Annotated in this window: 14 protein-coding genes; 9 read left to right on the top strand and 5 right to left on the bottom strand. The window is 70.4% G+C overall.

What is annotated here, in order from left to right; all coding sequences use genetic code 11:
- Nucleotides 1-116: 116 nt before the first annotated feature.
- The 3 genes from FS770_RS01465 to FS770_RS01455 all read right to left on the bottom strand — a co-directional run bounded on the left by FS770_RS01465 (nt 117) and on the right by FS770_RS01455 (nt 2596).
- Complete coding sequence (locus FS770_RS01465) at nt 117-320, bottom strand: cold-shock protein (RefSeq protein WP_144942482.1); 204 nt, start codon at nt 318-320, stop codon at nt 117-119.
- Nucleotides 321-677: 357 nt separating this feature from the next.
- Nucleotides 678-1373 (bottom strand): endonuclease NucS, encoded by a 696-nt coding sequence (gene nucS, locus FS770_RS01460; protein ID WP_144942483.1) that lies wholly within the window; start codon nt 1371-1373, stop codon nt 678-680.
- A gap of 44 nt (nt 1374-1417) precedes the next feature.
- Entirely contained in the window at nt 1418-2596 is a 1179-nt protein-coding gene (locus tag FS770_RS01455) for an AI-2E family transporter (RefSeq protein WP_244944681.1), read from the bottom strand.
- A 146-nt stretch (nt 2597-2742) separates the two neighbouring features.
- On the opposite strand from FS770_RS01455, the gene FS770_RS01450 reads away from it, so the two are divergent.
- From FS770_RS01450 to FS770_RS01430, 5 genes are all read left to right on the top strand, one after another.
- Entirely contained in the window at nt 2743-3756 is a 1014-nt protein-coding gene (locus tag FS770_RS01450; RefSeq protein WP_144942485.1) for a tetratricopeptide repeat protein, read from the top strand.
- A gap of 55 nt (nt 3757-3811) precedes the next feature.
- Nucleotides 3812-4717, top strand: a complete 906-nt coding sequence (locus FS770_RS01445) for an ABC transporter ATP-binding protein (protein WP_144942486.1) — start codon at nt 3812-3814, stop codon at nt 4715-4717.
- Entirely contained in the window at nt 4699-6540 is a 1842-nt protein-coding gene (locus FS770_RS01440; protein ID WP_244944680.1) for a hypothetical protein, read from the top strand. The genes FS770_RS01445 and FS770_RS01440 overlap by 19 nt, the downstream gene beginning before the upstream one ends.
- A 41-nt stretch (nt 6541-6581) precedes the next feature.
- Nucleotides 6582-6923: a DUF3039 domain-containing protein gene (locus FS770_RS01435; RefSeq protein WP_244944679.1), complete on the top strand. Its 342-nt coding sequence runs from the start codon at nt 6582-6584 to the stop codon at nt 6921-6923.
- A 183-nt stretch (nt 6924-7106) separates the two neighbouring features.
- On the top strand, nt 7107-8909 hold the full coding sequence (locus FS770_RS01430) for a DEAD/DEAH box helicase (protein ID WP_144942487.1): 1803 nt from the start codon (nt 7107-7109) through the stop codon (nt 8907-8909).
- Nucleotides 8910-8966: 57 nt separating this feature from the next.
- On the opposite strand, the gene FS770_RS01425 is transcribed toward FS770_RS01430, so the two are convergent.
- Nucleotides 8967-9584: an isochorismatase family protein gene (locus tag FS770_RS01425; RefSeq protein ID WP_144942488.1), complete on the bottom strand. Its 618-nt coding sequence runs from the start codon at nt 9582-9584 to the stop codon at nt 8967-8969.
- A 36-nt stretch (nt 9585-9620) separates the two neighbouring features.
- The gene (locus FS770_RS01420; RefSeq protein ID WP_144942489.1) at nt 9621-10961 is read right to left on the bottom strand and encodes a nicotinate phosphoribosyltransferase; all 1341 of its coding nucleotides are present in this window, start codon (nt 10959-10961) and stop codon (nt 9621-9623) included.
- A gap of 76 nt (nt 10962-11037) precedes the next feature.
- Between FS770_RS01420 and clpS the strand changes: the two genes are divergently transcribed.
- The 4 genes from clpS to FS770_RS01400 all read left to right on the top strand — a co-directional run bounded on the left by clpS (nt 11038) and on the right by FS770_RS01400 (nt 13789).
- A complete protein-coding gene (gene clpS, locus FS770_RS01415; RefSeq protein ID WP_144942490.1) occupies nt 11038-11406 on the top strand; it encodes an ATP-dependent Clp protease adapter ClpS in 369 nt (122 codons plus the stop codon).
- Entirely contained in the window at nt 11406-11966 is a 561-nt protein-coding gene (locus FS770_RS01410; protein WP_144942491.1) for a DUF2017 domain-containing protein, read from the top strand. The genes clpS and FS770_RS01410 overlap by 1 nt, the downstream gene beginning before the upstream one ends.
- Before the next feature lie 66 nt (nt 11967-12032).
- Entirely contained in the window at nt 12033-12926 is an 894-nt protein-coding gene (gene murI / locus FS770_RS01405) for a glutamate racemase (RefSeq protein ID WP_144942492.1), read from the top strand.
- A 23-nt stretch (nt 12927-12949) separates the two neighbouring features.
- Nucleotides 12950-13789 (top strand): MBL fold metallo-hydrolase, encoded by an 840-nt coding sequence (locus FS770_RS01400; RefSeq protein WP_145009389.1) that lies wholly within the window; start codon nt 12950-12952, stop codon nt 13787-13789.
- Nucleotides 13790-13792: the final 3 nt, after the last annotated feature.

Genomic DNA, 13792 nt, shown 5'->3' with positions numbered 1-13792 from the left:
GGGGGACCGTTCCCGGTCGGCTGTTCCGCCGCCGCATCCCGTGCCCGTCCCACCCCGGGCACGAGAAAACCCCCGCCACCTCTCGAGGTGGCGGGGGTTTCGTCCGGGGACGCGACTCAGATGAGGGTCACACCGGTGGCCTGGGGGCCCTTCTGGCCCTGGCCGATCTCGAACTCGACGCGCTGGTTCTCTTCGAGGGTGCGGAAGCCGCCCGACTGAATTTCGCTGTAGTGGACGAAGACGTCGCCATCAGCGTCGTCCGGCGTGATGAAGCCGAAGCCCTTTTCTGCGTTGAACCACTTAACGGTGCCCTGAGCCATAATGGGGCATCTCCTTCTGGAGTAATAGTGCGTGCACATGGATGTGCACCTGAACTGGTACCGCGAGAAGGCTGTGGATGCGGCTCACGATATGTTGTGCCACAGCGCCAGTCAGAACTTCACGCTCGCTACCATTCCTGCGAGCATGTCAAACATGATGCGAGAACACCTCAAGCATCACATACTGTTGCGGGACGGTCAATCGTTCCGCGTGGCCGCGGCGAATGTGTCGCCAAGATCTCAGTGGTAGCGCACTGGTCACTCTGAGCTCCGCAGGACACCACGACCTGCCATCCGGAGCGGTTGCAGCGACTGCGGCCCAGGAGGGAAGCGGCGCGTGCTGCCGGCCGGGGAGGCTCAGAAGAGTCGTGACTGCGTGTCGACGGCCCCGCGCATCTCGTCGTAGTCCAGGCTGAGGCACTCGATGCCGCGGTCGCGGGCCAGGGTGCGGGCCTGGGGTTTGATCTGCTGGGCCGCGTAGACGCCGCGGACGGGCCGCAGCAGGGGATCCCGGTTGAGGAGCTCGAGGTAGCGGGTGAGCTGCTCCACGCCGTCGATGTCGCCACGGCGCTTCAGCTCGATCGCCACGGTGGCCCCGTTGGCGTCCCGCGCGAGGATGTCCACGGGTCCGATGGTGGTGGGGTACTCCCGGCGCACGAGGGAGAAGCCCTCACCCAGGCGGGTGATCTGCTCGGCGAGCAGCCTCTGCAGGTCCGCCTCCACTCCGTCCTTGACCAGCCCCGGGTCCGCACCGAGCTCGTGGTGGAGCTGGCTGTGCACGGTGGTGATGTGGATGAGCAGGCGGTCGTCCGACTTGCCCGCGCGGACCTCCCACACCTCGGTGACTCCCTCCGCTGCAAGCTCCTCGGAGGGTTCGCGGACGTGGAGCGTCGCGGGTGGGCTCATCCAGTTCAGGGGCTTGTAGGAGCCGCCGTCGGAGTGCACGAGCACCGAGCCGTCGGCCTTGAGCATGATGAGTCGGCGGGCCGGGGGAAGGTAGGCGTTCAACCGTCCCTCGTAGCGCACCGAGCAGTCTGCAATCATTAAACGCACCAGGACAGCCTAGCGGCAGGCGTGGGTTGCGGCGGCGTCGTCGCTCACCGGGCGTCCTGGCGCGGGACGAAGACCTCACGGACCAGCAGCAGCCCCGCGGCCGCGGTGGGGATGGCGATGAGCGCACCCAGCACGCTCCACAGCGCGCCCCCGGCGGCGACGGCAATGACGGCCACCGCGCCCGGCACCGCGACAGCCCGGGCCATGATGCGCGGAGAGACCACGTAGGCCTCGAGCTGGAGGTAGGCGAAGTAGCAGATGGCGTAGGGGATGGCCGTGTCCCACCCGCCGAGGGAGGCCGCGATCGTGACAAGAATGCCGGCGAGCACGCCGCCCACGAGCGGGATGAACGCGAGCAGTCCCACGAAGAGCACGAGAAGGGTTGCGTAGGGCACTCCCCACACGTTCATGAGGATGAACGCCACGGCTGCGTTGATCAGCGCCACGCACGCCTGGCCCATGACGTAGTTGCCCACACCGTTGGTCATCCGCTCGCCGAGCTGCTGCACGCGGGCGCGGCGGCTCGCGGGGGCCAGCCGGTAGCACCACGCTTTCATGGTGGGCAGGGAGAAGAGGAAGTACAGGCTCAAGGCCATCACGATCAGCGTTCCGGTGATCGCGTTGAGCACCACCCCGCTCACGTTGACCACGGAGCCGAAGATGCCGCCCAGGAAGTTCTCGTCAGTGGTGATCCGCTTCTGCAGCCCGTCCGCGGCGGTCTGCACGGAGGAGGCGATGTCGAAGCGGGCGTCCAGGGTGTGGAAGAGGTCCGATTGCATGAAGTCGTTCACGAAGTCCGGGCCCCGCGCGGCAATCTGCTGCGCCTGTTCGACCATGCGGGGCACTACGCCCAGGATGAATCCGGTGATCAGCAGCGCCAGGGCGACGATCACAATTCCCGCCGCGAGCGGGCGGGGAAGGCCTTTGGATTCGAGCCACCGCACCAGGGGGTCGAGCCCCAGGCAGATGAACGCGGCCGTCACGATCCAGCCGACCAGCCCGCCCACGTTCGTGAGCACGTAGTAGACGAGCAGCGCGAGGCCCACGCCCACCGTGAGCATGAAGCCCGTCTGGACCGGGTGCGCCCGCACGTCACCCGGGCGATCCCAGGGGGCGCGGCGCCCATCCTGGTCCCCGGCGGGTTCCGGCGGCACCTCGAAGCGCTGGCGGGAGGGCCGGAATCGCGCGGGCGGCCTGCGTCGTGGATCGGAGGTTGTGCTCACGCCGGAAGCGTACATCGCGGCGCCGTCGGGACATCCCCGCCGCCCGGTGCACATAATGGAAATGACGACATCCGCGTGCTGTGTGGCACGGCGGGCACATTTTCGACCCGCGCTCCTCGAGGGCGCGGCTTCCGAGGAGGTCAGCCATGAGCGAGTTCCCCCCTTCACCGTCAGGACGTCAGGCCGGTGCGTCGGCCCGTGGACAGCAGGGTGCGCCCGGGCAGGGAGAGCAGCAGGTTCCCGCGTCTGTGCGCGGTGCCGTGGACCTGGGCGCGGCTACGGGCGGCGCGGCCGCCGGCGGGGCACCCCAGGCGGCGCAGGCGGCGTCGACAGCTGCGAACACCAGGGGCGGTTCCTACCGGGTGGCCCTGAACACCGGGAACTTCCAGCAGTACGCGGAAGCTTCCACGCAGTACCCGGTGGTCGTGGTGCTGCACGCGGCGCAGAGCCCGGAGTCGGAGAGCTTCGTTGACCTCGTCGCGAAGGTCGTGGACGGTTTCGACGGCAGGCTGCTGCTGGGCACGGTGGATACGGCCGCCGAGCCGCAGATCGCGCAGGCATTCCAGGCCCAGTCGGTTCCCACGGTGCTCGCCCTGCTGGGCGGGCGCGTGGTGCCGCTCGTGACCTCGACCGTCCCCGAGGAGCAGCTGCGCGGGCTGCTCGGCGAGCTGCTGGGCCTCGCGGAGCAGAACGGTGTCACCGGCACGGCGGAGCCCACGGATGCTGGGAACGGGGAGCCTGCACCATTGCCGCCCCTGCACCAGGAGGCGGTGGACAAGCTGGAAGCCGGTGACCTCGACGGCGCCGAGGCCGCGTACCGCAGGGCACTCGCCGAGAACCCCGGGGACCACGACGCCAAGCTCGCGCTCTCCCAGGTCCACCTGCTGCAGCGCGTGAGCTCCATGAACGCGAAGGCCGTGCGCGACGCCGCGGCGTCCGACCCGGAGGACCTGCAGGCGGCGCTCGCCGTCGCGGACCTCGACCTCTCCGGGGGTCACGTGGAGGACGCGTTCCGGCGGCTGCTGAACCTCGTGCGCACGAAGGCCGGCGACGAGAAGGACACCGCCCGGCAGCGGCTGGTGGACCTCTTCGACGTTGTGGGAGCAGACGACCCCCGGGTGGTCGCCGCCCGTTCGCAGCTCATGCGCGCGCTGTTCTGATCCGTTCGCGGTGTGGAGCAGTGACACCGGGGATGCCGGTTCCTAGGCTGGGAGCATGAGCATCCCCACAGACGGACCCACGACCCCGCGCCGCGAGCCCGGCCCAGGGGCCGCCACGACCGAGCGCACCCACCAGGACGTCCCCCGCCCGCAGGACCACGACCCCGCTGCGCGCCCCGGTGCGGCTGCGCTCGTGGTGCGGGCGCTCACCAAGGTCTACGGCCACGCGGAGCGCCCCGCCGCGGACCACGTGGACCTCACCGTCCCGCGCGGCTCCTTCTACGGCCTCGTGGGTCGCAACGGCGCGGGCAAGACAACCACCCTGTCCATGGCCACCGGACTGCTGCGTCCATCCTCCGGCACCGTGCTGGTGGGCGGCGGCAGCCGTGACGAACTCGTGGACGTGTGGGGGGACTCCGTGCGCGCCAAGCAGCGCATGGGCGTGCTGCCGGACGGCGCGCACCTCTTCGACCGGCTGACCGGCCGCCAGCTCGTGGCCTACTCGGGCCTGCTGCGCGGGATGGACAGGGAGGTCGTCAAGCAGCGCACGGAGGACCTGGTGAAGGCCATGGACCTTCAGGACGCCGCCGGACGCCAGGTGCAGGACTACTCAGCGGGCATGACGAAGAAGATCGCGCTCGCCGCCGCCATGATCCACGCGCCCAGCCTGCTCGTGCTCGATGAGCCGTTCGAGTCCGTGGACCCCGTCTCCGCCGCCAACATCCGCTCCCTGCTGTACCAGTACACGGAGGCGGGCGGGACCGTGGTGGTCTCGAGCCACGTCATGGACCTCGTTCAGCGCATGTGCGACCACGTGGCCGTGATGGACCAGGGGCGCGTGCTCGCTCAGGGCACCACGGCGCAGGTGTGCGACGGTCTCTCGCTGGAGGACCGCTTCGTGTCCCTCGTGGGCGGTCGCACGGACGCAGGGGAGGAGCTGCAGTGGCTTCGTCCCGAGTGAACCCCGACCAGTACCCTCTCGACCCTTCGCGCACCACATCGGGGCGTGCGCAGCCCCGGGACGGCACGACGTCGTGCGCGGAACCCGGTGCTGCCCCGTGGGACGGCACCGGGAGCCCGACGGCGCACGGTACGGACGCGCGCGATGCCGCCACGACGGTACCTGCGGAAGCCGACGCCGCGGTGCCCCGCTCCGTGCACCCGGCGGGTGGCGGGGCAGCTGCCACCGTGCGGCACCTCGGGGTGCTAGAGGAGGCCCGTCGGCTCGCCTCACTGAAGTGGCGGGTGCTGCGCAACACGCTGTCCCGCAGCACGTGGGTGCTCGTGGGGACGATCCTCGGAGGGCTCTATGCCCTTGGCGTGCTCGCGATGCTGATGATCTCTCTCTACTTCCTGGGCGCGGAGGAGCTGCGGTGGGTGGTCACCGCGTCGGTGCTGCTGGGCACGGCGCTGCTGCTCGGGTGGTGGATCCTGCCCGTGGCCACGTCCAAGGCGGACGCGACGCTCGACCCCGCCCGGCTGGGACTCTTCCCGCTGAGCACGTCGGGTCTGCTGGTCGGACAGGTTCTGGGTGCGCTGATCGGCATCCCCGGAGCGCTGACGCTCGTTGCGGGCCTCGGGTGGGCGGTGGCATGGCGGAGCTCTCTTCCGGCGGTGCTCGTGTCCATTCCATGCGCGCTGCTCGGGTTGCTGCTTGCGTTCGTGGGATCGCGCTGCGTCTCCGCCGTGAGCCTCCGCCTGGCTGGTGGCCGGCGCACCACGGAGACGGTCTCGATCGTGGCGCTCGCGCTCGCGGTCCTGACCGGCCCGATCATCACCGCCCTGGGTGCCGGTCTGGAACGGGTCTGGGGCCTGCTCCCCACGTGGGCGGCGGTGCTCGCATGGACACCGCTGGGGGCCGTGTGGGCCGTGCCCGGCGACGTCGCCCTGGGCCACTGGGGCGCGGCGCTGGCCCGCCTGCTCATCACCGCGGTGTCGATCGTCGCCCTCACGGTCCTTGCCCGTGTGGCCCTGCGCCGTGCCCTGGGGGACGCCGCAGCCGGAGCCGCCCGCGGCAGCACGAAGGCCATGGAGGGCATCGGGCTCTTCGGCCGTGTGCCCGCGACGCCCACGTGGGCGGTGGCCGTCCGCTGCCTGCTCTACTGGATGCGGGACCCCCGATACAGCGCGTCCCTGGTGATGGTCCCCGCGATGTGCGCGGTCGCGTGGTTCCTCACCTCGCAGTCCGGGTTCGTAGTCTGGCTGCTGCCTGCGGGCATCGCCCTGCTGATGGCCTTCGCGATCTCCGCGGACATCTCCTACGACAACTCCGCGTTCAGCCTGCACGTGCTGGCCGGGGTCCCCGGGCTGGCGGACCGGCTCGGGCGGGTGATGGCGCTGTTCGTCGTGAGCGTGCCCCTGGTGGCCGTGGCGCTCGTCGTGTGGCTCGTGCGCGCGGGGGACTGGGGCGCGGTGCCAGCAATGCTGGGCCTGTGCGCGACCCTGCTGCTCGGGGGTGCCGGAGTGGTCTCGGTCGTCTCTGCGCGCTACACCTATCCCACACCGCCCCCGGGGTCCACGCCCATGAAGAGCGCCCAGGGGTTCACCCTGCTGAACCTGGTGATGCAGTTCGTGCTCATGGGGGTGATCGTGCTGCTCGGCCTGCCCGCTCTCGCCCTGCTGGTCGTTTACCTGATCTCCGGGGACCACACGTGGAGCTGGCTCGCGCTGGCCGTCGGCCTCGTGGAGGGTCTCGCGCTGCTGTGGATCGGTGCGCGCGCAGGCGGGCGGTGGCTCGACGCGCGCGCCCCGGAGCTGCTGCAGGAGGTCTCCGCCTACCGGTGAACAGGGAAGTCGGCACTGGCACTCGGGGTACAGTGGGAGACATGGAATTCACCGATGCCCAGGAATCCCAGGTACCTTCCGTGCGGTCCTCCCGGGTGGTCAGCAGCACCGAGTCGGCGACCGAGCCGCAGACCGTGGGTGGCACCTCCACCATTGAGCGCGAGGACACCCGCCAGTTCGCGGAGCCCGGTGACCACGAGCGCTTCGCGCACTACGTCCGCAAGGAGAAGATCATGGAGTCGGCGCTGTCCGGCGAACCCGTGATCGCCCTGTGCGGCAAGGTGTGGACCCCCGGTCGGGACCCGCAACGCTTCCCGGTGTGCCCGGAGTGCAAGGAGATCTACCAGGGCCTGCGCCCCGGCAAGGACAAGCCCGAGAACTGACTGGCATCCCAGAGCAGTGAGGCCCCGCAGAGCTGCGGGGCACCCGACGGCGCCCGCAACTGAGCGGGCGCCGTTGCCGTGCGACGTCGTTCCCTCGTGTGAGGACGACGCCGCCGCGGTGGTCGCGCGGTGCGCGACCGGGGCAGTGCGCGCCGCCGAGCGCGCGGAGAGGACGAACACCACGTGTCTGACGACGACCAGCTGTCCCTTTTCGGGGCGGCCGCAGATCTTCCCCCGGCCTACCCGGACAGGGCCGCGTGGGGCACCGCACCCAAGCTGCGCGCGTGGCAGGCCGAGGCGATCCAGCGCTACGAGGCCGCCCAGCCCCGCGACTTCATGGCCGTGGCCACCCCCGGGGCCGGCAAGACGACCTTCGCGCTCACGGTCGCGAAGAAGCTGCACGACTCCGGTGCTGTCCAGCGCGTGACGGTGGTGACCCCCACCGACCACCTCAAGCGGCAGTGGGCAGACGCGGCCTCGCGCGTGGGGCTTGCCATCGACCCCAACTTCAAGAACGCGGACGGCCAGCACGGCCGCGGCTACATGGGCGCGGCCGTGACGTACGCGCAGGTGGCGAACAAGCCGTTGCTGCACCGGGCGCGCACCGAGGCCGGGCGCACGCTCGTGATCATGGACGAGATTCACCACGCGGGCGACGCCCTCTCCTGGGGCGACGGGCTGCGGGAGGCGTTCGAGCCCGCCACGCGGCGGCTCGCCCTCACGGGCACGCCGTTCCGCTCCGACACCTCACCCATACCGTTCGTGACCTACGAGGAGGACGGCGAGGGCATCCGGCGCTCCACGGCGGACTACACCTACGGGTACTCGAACGCGCTGCACGACCACGTGGTGCGCCCCGTGATCTTCATGGCCTACTCGGGGCAGATGCGCTGGCGCACCTCCGCCGGTGAGGAGATGGCCGCCCAGCTCGGAGAGGGCTTCACCAAGGACATCACCTCCCACGCGTGGCGCACCGCGCTGGACCCGAACGGCCAGTGGATCCCGTCCGTGCTGCGGGCCGCGGACCAGCGGCTCACGCAGGTGCGCCGAACGGTTCCCGACGCCGGTGCGCTCGTGATCGCCACCGACCACCAGGACGCGAAGGCCTACGCCGAACAGCTGCACGCGATCACGGGGGAGCGTCCCACCGTGGTGCTCTCGGACGACAAGGCGGCGTCGAACAAGATCGACCAGTTCTCCGAGTCGGACAGGCGCTGGATGGTGGCCGTCCGTATGGTCTCCGAGGGTGTGGACGTGCCGCGTCTCGCGGTGGGCGTCTACGCGACTTCGACGTCCACACCGCTGTTCTTCGCGCAGGCCGTGGGGCGCTTCGTGCGCGCCCGCAAGCGCGGCGAGACGGCCTCCGTGTTCCTCCCGTCCGTCCCGGCGCTGATGGCGCTCGCCAACTCCATGGAGGAGGAGCGGGACCACGCGCTGGACAGGCCCAAGAACATGCCCGGCGTGGTGGACTTCGACCAGCCCATGGAGGAGGGCTGGGACGACGACCTCCTGGACGCGGCAAATCGCGAGGAGAAGGCGTCTTCCGCGCTGGCCCAGGGCAACTTCCAGGCCCTGGACTCGGACGCCTCGTTCCACGGCGTGCTCTTCGACGGCGGCGCGTTCGGCGGGGGAGCGGCCGTGGGCTCCGAGGAGGAAGCCGAGTACCTCGGGATCCCGGGGCTTCTGGACCCGGAGCAGGTCTCGGCGCTGCTGCGGGAGCGCCAGACGCGCTCGTCACAGCGGCAGGGGTCGGGCGCCTCGCAGCCGGAGCAGCCCATGGTTCCGGACCACCGCCGGCTCAAGGAGCTGCGCTCTCAGCTGTCGAAGAACGTCTCCGCGTGGTCCGCCCGCACCGGCACGCCCCACGGCGTGATCCACAACGAGCTGCGCGCCAAGTGCGGTGGCCCGGCAGTGGCGCAGGCCTCGGAGGAACAGCTGGACGCGCGGATCGCGCTGCTGCAGCGGTGGTTCATCGGCCGCAAGTGAGCACTTGCCGCAGGCCGACGACAACACGGTCGTTCAGCGCCGTTCGCTCGGCGCCGTTCAGTCGAGTTCGGTGACGACCTCCGCGCCCGTGTCCTCGAGCTCTGCCACGGCCTGCTCACCGCGCTCGCGGTCCACCGGGGCGGTCAGGGGCAGCAGCACCCGCGTCTCGTAGCCGGCCTCCACAGCGTCCTTGGCGGTCGCGAGGACGCAGTGCTCCAGCGCGAGGCCCACGACGTCTACGACCTCGACGTTGCGCTCCCGCAGCCAGTCGTCCAGACTCACCCGCTCCTCGTCCGCGCTCTCCTCGGGCTCGCCCATCGGAACGTCGACGTCCGGGGCAGAGAGGCCCTCGAAACCGGAGTAGGCGGCGTCGTAGGCGCCCTTGCGGAAGAACTCGGCCACGTGCTCCGTGTCCAGGTCCGGGTGGATCTCCGCGCCGCGGGTCTCCGCGACGCAGTGCACCGGCCAGCTCGTACGGTAGTCCGGGGTCTCGCTGAAGTGTGAGCCGGGCTCGATGTGCCAGTCCTGCGTGGCCGCCACGGCATCGTAGTCCGCGTGGTGGTCCTCGAGGTACTCGGAGACCGCAGCGGCCACCGCCGCGCCACCCGGCACAGCCAGGCTACCGCCCTCGCAGAAGTCGTTCTGGATGTCCACGATCACAAGTGCGGTGCGCATGATCGCCTTCCTTTCGGTGTTCTCAGCCCGGTGTGCTCAGTGGGCAGTGCCGGGTTCGATGACGGTGGGAATCACGGGCTCGCCCTCCGAGAGCCTACGAGCCGCGCGCGGCAGCTCCGCGATCGACTCGGCGTGGCGAGTCCGGGCCCGCACCACGGCCTCGGGGCCGGTGAAGCCCTCGCGTAGCTCGCCGCCCGTCACGTAGTCCACGAGCAGGGGGCGGTCGTCGCCGTCGTCTTCGGGCAGGTGGGAGACGCCCACCATTTCGTGCGTGGCCACGCCCTGGGGGTTGCGACGGCGCAGCGCGTACTTCTCGCCGCCCACGGACGCCTTCCCGGACGAGGCCTTCGCCACGGGTTCCATCGTGCCGGAGGCACCCTCGCGTGAGACGAGCTTGTAGACCATGGACGAGGTGGGGGCGCCGGAGCCGGTGACGAGCCGCGTGCCCACGCCGTAGGCGTCCACGGGAGCGGCCCGCAGCGCGGCGATGGCGTACTCGTCGAGGTCGCTCGTCACTGTGATCTTCGTGTGCTGGTTGCCGAGCGTGTCCAGCAACGCGCGCACCGACGACGCCTGGGTCACGAGGTCCCCGGAGTCCAGCCGCACGCCCCCGAGGTCCGGGCCTGCGATCTCCACGGCGAGTCGGACGGCCCGCTCGACGTCGTACGTGTCCACGAGCAGCGCAGTGGAGACGCCCAGAGCGTCGAGCTGCGCGCGGAACGCCTGCTCCTCGGTGTCGTGCAGCAGCGTGAAGGAGTGCGCGGCGGTGCCCACGGTCTTCACGCCGTAGCGGAAGCCCGCCTCCAGGTTGGAGGTGGAGTCGAAGCCGGCGACGACGGCGGCGCGCGCCGCGGCCACGGCGGCCTGCTCGTGCGCGCGGCGCGAACCCATCTCGATGCACGGCCGGCCCCCCGCGGCACCCACCATGCGTGACGCGGCGGAGGCCACGGCGGAGTCGTAGTTGAGGACGGAGAGGATGAAGGTCTCCAGCACGCACGCCTCGGCGAACGAGGACTCGACACTCAGCAGGGGTGAGTGAGGGAAGTACGTCTCGCCTTCGGCGTAGCCGCGGATCTGGCCCGTGAACCGGAAATTCTCCAGGTATGCGACGGTGGCGGCGTCGACGACGTTTGTGTCACGCAGGAAGCGCAGCTGCTCGTCCGTGAAGCGGAACTGCTCGAGGCCTTCGAGCAAGCGGCCCACCCCGGCGAAGACGCCGTAGCGCCGGCTGTGCGGCAGCCGCCGGGCGAAGACCTCGAAGACGCTGCGCCGCGACGCCGTGCCGGCGCGCAGGGCCGCCTGCAGCATGGTCAGCTCGTAGTGGTCCGTCAGCAGGGACGTGGGCTGCGGGTGCCAGGAGTAGGTGTGCTCGTTCACCCCGCCAGCCTAGTGCGCGCGCTCGACGAGCACATCCCGCCTGCGGATACGGGAACGCGCGACTACCATGAGGACAATGTCCGGTTCCTACACGGCGGCCCACACCCCGGCCCCCAGCACCAGCGCGGTTCCCGCGGTCCTCATGAGCGCCGCACCCGCGGAGTCCCCGACGGTCTCACGGGACGAGCAGGCCGCCACGGCCGTGAACGTCCCGTGGAACGTGGTGGTCTGGGACGACCCCGTCAACCTCATGAGCTACGTGGTCTACGTGTTCAGGGCCCACTTCGGCTACCCGGACGCCAAGGCCCGCACGCTCATGCTGGAGGTCCACCACCAGGGGAGATCCATCGTGTTCACGGGCTCGCTCGAGGAGGCCGAGGCGCACGTGAGTGCACTGCACGGCTACGGCCTGTGGGCGACCTACGAGAAGGCCGGGGAGAACTGATGGCACACGGGTTCAAACGCACGCGCAAGGGCATCACGGCTCGTTTCGAGCGTCCGGAGGTACGGCTGCTGCAGAAGCTGTTCTCCGACGTCGCCACCACCCTGGAGCCCGAGCCCCGCGAGGACGCGGACCCGCTCGAGTCACTCGTGGGGTGGGACGAGGAGGTCCCGGAGCCCGAGGACCCCGCGGTGCGTCGGCTGCTGCCCGCCGCGTCGTCGGACCCGGAGCAGGCCGCGGAGTTCCGGCGTCTCACTGACCGCACCCTGCGCGAGGGCAAGACCGCCGCGCTGCGGGCGTCCTCGCTCGCGCTCGAGTCCGATCCGGTGCTGCTCACCCCCGAGCAGGCGCAGGACTTCGCCCGCGCCCTCAACGACGTCCGCGCGGTGCTCGCCGCCCGGCTGGGCATCGAATCGCCAGAGGATGCCGAACGAGTGGGAGAGCTCACGGACTTCAGCCGCACGGAGACTGTGGAGGACTACATGGCGGTGGTCTACAACTTTGTCTCCTGGCTTCAGGAGACTCTCATGACGGCGCTGCTGAAGACGCTGCCGTCCCGGTAGCCCCGGCCCTGTTACCGGGTGACTCATGTGGGAGGTGCTCCCCGAAAAGCACTACAGTTTTCCGGTATGCAGGCTGAGCACGGACGTCGACCAGGACCAAACCCCAACTCGCCCATCGGCGTCTTCGACTCCGGTGTGGGCGGGCTCACGGTGGCCCGCTCGATCATCGACCAGCTGCCCCACGAGGAGATCCTCTACGTGGGCGACACGGCTCACGGGCCCTACGGCCCCCTGCCCATCGCGGAGGTCCGCTCCAACGCCCTGCGCATCATGGACGACCTCGTGGACTCAGGCGTCAAGCTGCTCGTGATCGCGTGCAACACAGCCTCCGCCGCCGTGCTGAGGGACGCCCGCGAGCGCTACACGCGCGGTTACGACATCCCGGTCACCGAGGTGATCCAACCGGCCGTGCGTCGAGCCGTGGCCACCACGCGCACGGGCCGGGTGGGCGTGATCGGCACCGAGGCGACCATCGGCTCGCGCGCCTACGACGACACCTTTGCCGCCGCACCCCAGCTGGAGATCACCTCCGTGGCGTGCCCCGAGTTCGTGGAGTACGTGGAGCGCGGCGTCACCACGGGCCCGCAGCTGCTGCGCACCGCCCAGGAGTACCTGCAGCCGCTCAAGGACGCCCAGGTGGACACGCTGGTGCTCGGCTGCACGCACTACCCGCTGCTCACCGCGGTGATCTCCTACGTCATGGGGGAGAGTGTCAACCTGGTCTCCTCCGCGGAGGAGACCGCGCGGGACGTCTACCGCTCGCTCATGGACCACGGCCTCGAACGCGATCCCGACCTTGCTCCCCACCACGAGTTCCTCGCCACGGGGGACCCCGTGGGCTTCGAGACGCTCGCGCAGCGCTTCCTCGGTCCCGAGGTGGTCCGGGTGCGCCACACCGCCTCCGTGGCGGAGCAGTACCCCACTGGCTCGCTCGCCACGATCCACCCGGCTCAGCGCTGAGCCGGCGGCAGAAAGGTCAACACATGCTGCTCACCGTGGTCGGCAACACCGGCAGCTTCCCCGGTCCCGACGCGCCTGCCTCCTGCTACCTGCTCAGCGGCGAGGACGCGGACGGCCGGACGTGGCGGATCGTGCTCGACATGGGCAACGGGACACTGGGCGCCCTGCAGCGCCACATCCAGCTCGATACCATCGACGCCATCATGCTGTCCCACCTGCACCCGGACCACTGCGTGGACGTGGGAGGACTGCACGTGGCGATCAAATGGGATCCCCGCAGCTGGACGGCCGGGAGCATCCCGCTGTTCGGCCCGTCGCAGCTGCCGACCTACCTCAACCAGCTGCACCTGCTGCCTCCGGAGCACTCGATGGACACGGAGTTCGAGTTCCACGTGTGGCAGCCCCTGTGCGCCGTGACGGTGGGACCGTTCACCGTGACCCCGTTCCCGGTGAACCACCCGTGCCCCGAGCCGTACGCCCTGCGCGTGGAGTACCGGGGGCCCTCCGGGACCGAGGTGCTGACCTACTCGGGGGACACGGACGCGTGCGACGAGCTCGTGGAGGCGGCACGGGACGCGGACCTGTTCCTGTGCGAGGCGGCCTACCAGGAGGGGCGTGAGGACGGGTTGCGCGGCATCCACCTCACCGGCCGGCGCGCGGGAGAGACGGCCGTGGCCGCGGGAGTGCGGCGGCTGCTGCTCACCCACCTGCCCGTCTGGAACTCCCCGGAAACCGTCGAGGCAGAGGCAGCCGCGGTGTACGACGGCTCGGTGGAGGTGACGCGTGTGAACAGGCGCTACGACGTCGCCCGCCCCACCGAACGTTCGGTCGACGCGTTGGCACCGGCCGGAGCCGACGACTAGGCT

Source organism: Kocuria salsicia (assembly GCF_007681555.1).
Taxonomy (GTDB): Bacteria; Actinomycetota; Actinomycetes; order Actinomycetales; family Micrococcaceae; genus Kocuria; species Kocuria salsicia.
This window is presented reverse-complemented; position numbering and strand designations above follow the sequence as displayed.

Excerpts from the sequence above, each read along its gene's own strand:
- murI (WP_144942492.1), top strand. The coding sequence starts at position 12,033 with ATGCAGGCTGAGCACGGACGTCGACCAGGACCAAACCCCAACTCGCCC.
- FS770_RS01450 (WP_144942485.1), top strand. The coding sequence starts at position 2,743 with ATGAGCGAGTTCCCCCCTTCACCGTCAGGACGTCAGGCCGGTGCGTCG.
- FS770_RS01435 (WP_244944679.1), top strand. The coding sequence starts at position 6,582 with ATGGAATTCACCGATGCCCAGGAATCCCAGGTACCTTCCGTGCGGTCC.
- FS770_RS01410 (WP_144942491.1), top strand. The coding sequence starts at position 11,406 with ATGGCACACGGGTTCAAACGCACGCGCAAGGGCATCACGGCTCGTTTC.
- FS770_RS01465 (WP_144942482.1), bottom strand. The coding sequence starts at position 320 with ATGGCTCAGGGCACCGTTAAGTGGTTCAACGCAGAAAAGGGCTTCGGC.
- clpS (WP_144942490.1), top strand. The coding sequence starts at position 11,038 with ATGTCCGGTTCCTACACGGCGGCCCACACCCCGGCCCCCAGCACCAGC.
- FS770_RS01400 (WP_145009389.1), top strand. The coding sequence starts at position 12,950 with ATGCTGCTCACCGTGGTCGGCAACACCGGCAGCTTCCCCGGTCCCGAC.
- FS770_RS01425 (WP_144942488.1), bottom strand. The coding sequence starts at position 9,584 with ATGCGCACCGCACTTGTGATCGTGGACATCCAGAACGACTTCTGCGAG.
- FS770_RS01445 (WP_144942486.1), top strand. The coding sequence starts at position 3,812 with ATGAGCATCCCCACAGACGGACCCACGACCCCGCGCCGCGAGCCCGGC.